General features: G+C 60.6%; 2 protein-coding genes. Both read left to right on the forward strand.

The window, feature by feature from the left end:
• The first annotated feature begins 111 nt into the window (after positions 1-111).
• Positions 112-708: a DUF7344 domain-containing protein gene (locus WBV42_RS13305; protein ID WP_423986454.1), complete on the forward strand. Its 597-nt coding sequence runs from the start codon at positions 112-114 to the stop codon at positions 706-708.
• Between the two features lie 129 nt (positions 709-837).
• Positions 838-1,833: an MBL fold metallo-hydrolase gene (locus WBV42_RS13310; protein ID WP_423986455.1), complete on the forward strand. Its 996-nt coding sequence runs from the start codon at positions 838-840 to the stop codon at positions 1,831-1,833.
• Positions 1,834-2,008 lie beyond the last annotated feature (175 nt).

Consider the following 2,008-nt stretch of genomic DNA (forward strand, 5'->3'; position numbering starts at 1 on the left):
CCTCCAATCTGATGGGATTCACTTCTACGATGGATCATTTCACTCCAACGGAACCCCTTGCCGGACAGCGATTCGAGGAGCGGAAAGCACCGCATACCGGGGACTGAACAAATGAGCGTCAGTTCCGACTCGGCGGTAGACGAGTTCGAACACGCGTCCGAGGAACTGGTCGAACCCCTTTCGCGCGACAAGATATTCCATATTCTCCAGACACAGCGCCGACGGGATGCACTCCGGTTCCTGAAGGATACGGACGGGCCCGTCGAGATGCGGGACCTCGCAGAACAGGTCGCCGCGTGGGAAAACGACACGACGGTCCAGGCACTCACGTCCGACGAACGCCAGCGCGTGTACATTGCGCTGTACCAGTCCCACCTCCCGAAACTCGAAAGCGAGGGCGTCATCCGCTACAACAAGAGCAGGGGTATCGTCGAACGCGGCCCATTGGCCGATCAGTTCGACCCATATCTCGACACGGCAGAGGAAACGGACTACGAAATCGAACCCGAGACCGACGACTCGGACGACCAAGCCGTACCGTGGCTGACCTACTATCGGCGAGTTACGGCCGTCGGTGTTCTGTTGGTGATGGCGGCGTGGGCCGGAATTCCGCCGATCGCATCCATCCCCGACCTCATCTGGGGCGGTCTCCTCGTCACGACGTTCACCGTGTTGTCGCTCGCCCAAATCCTGACCGACGACCGATAACGTCGCGGGCAACTCACCAGACCAGGACACCCTCTGGAACTTCCACTAGTGTGTCTTTCGAGAGTGAGAACCTCACGCCACCAATAGAAATATAAAAAATATCATATTAGAGAAGTCCCAAAAACGTCCGTGAACCGAATTCGACTCGAAAATACGGAGTTCGAGGGAGAAAACAGCGTGTACCTCCTCAACGCGAGTTCCGACGGCCCGACGACACTCATCGACACGAGCGTCAGAAAACCGGAAACACTCGCATCGCTGGAATCCGGGCTGGGGGACCACGGCTGTTCGGTCGAGGACATAGCACAGGTATGCATCACTCATTGGCACACCGACCACGCCGGACTCGCCGGAACCGTCCAAGAGCGAAGCGGCGCCACCGTCCACGTCCACGAGGAGGACGCCGCGCTCGTCGCCCAGCGCGAATCGGCGTGGAACGACATCGAAACCCGACAGCAACGATTATTGGACGAGTGGGGACTCCCGGAACCGATCCAGGAACCCGTGTTCCGGAACGCGGTCAAAGCCGGGCGGCTCGACGGTCCCACTCCCACCGTCGAACCGTTTTCCGCCGGCGACACCTTCGACTGCGGCGACTACGAACTCGAAGCCGTCCATCTCCCCGGCCACACCGCCGGTCTCGCCGGGTTTGCCTTCGACGGCGAAGACGGCCGCGAACTGTTCTGCGGCGACGCCCTCCTCGAAGCGTACACCCCCAACGTCGGCGGCGCGGACGTTCGCCTCGAAAACCCACTTGAGGCCTACCTCGACACGCTCTCGAACGTCGTTTCGGAGTCCTACACCCGCGCGTGGCCCGGTCACGGCGACCCCCTCGACGCCGTCTCCCGCGCCCGTGAAATCAACGCCCACCACCGCGAACGCGCCGAGGACGTGATCAGCGTGCTGAACGAAAATGGCCCGACCGACCCGTGGACCATGGGTGCCCACCTGTTCGGCGAACTCGAAGGAATCCACCTCCTCCACGGCCCCGGCGAGTCCTACGCCCACCTCGAACATCTGGCGAACGCGGGGTACGTGGAACGGGTGGGTGACGAGTACGAGTTGATCGAGCAACCCGATTTGGACGCGCAGTTCGCGGAGCGGATGGTCGTGAATCCGCAGTAAACGGCCTCGTCGTTCGAAACAGACCACGATGTTCGAGTTAGAAAGAAAACGCGTGAAGAAGACTTATGCGGCGTTTCGACCACTGTCGAGTATGGGTTCGGTAATTAACTGGCACCAGCTGCTGTTCGTCTTCGTCGTCGCAGTGATATCCGTCGGACTCGATTTCACTGTCCTC

This window comes from Haladaptatus sp., assembly GCF_049589095.1.
In the GTDB taxonomy this organism is placed as follows: Archaea; Halobacteriota; Halobacteria; order Halobacteriales; family Haladaptataceae; genus Haladaptatus.

Excerpts from the sequence above, each read along its gene's own strand:
- WBV42_RS13305 (WP_423986454.1), top strand. The coding sequence starts at position 112 with ATGAGCGTCAGTTCCGACTCGGCGGTAGACGAGTTCGAACACGCGTCC.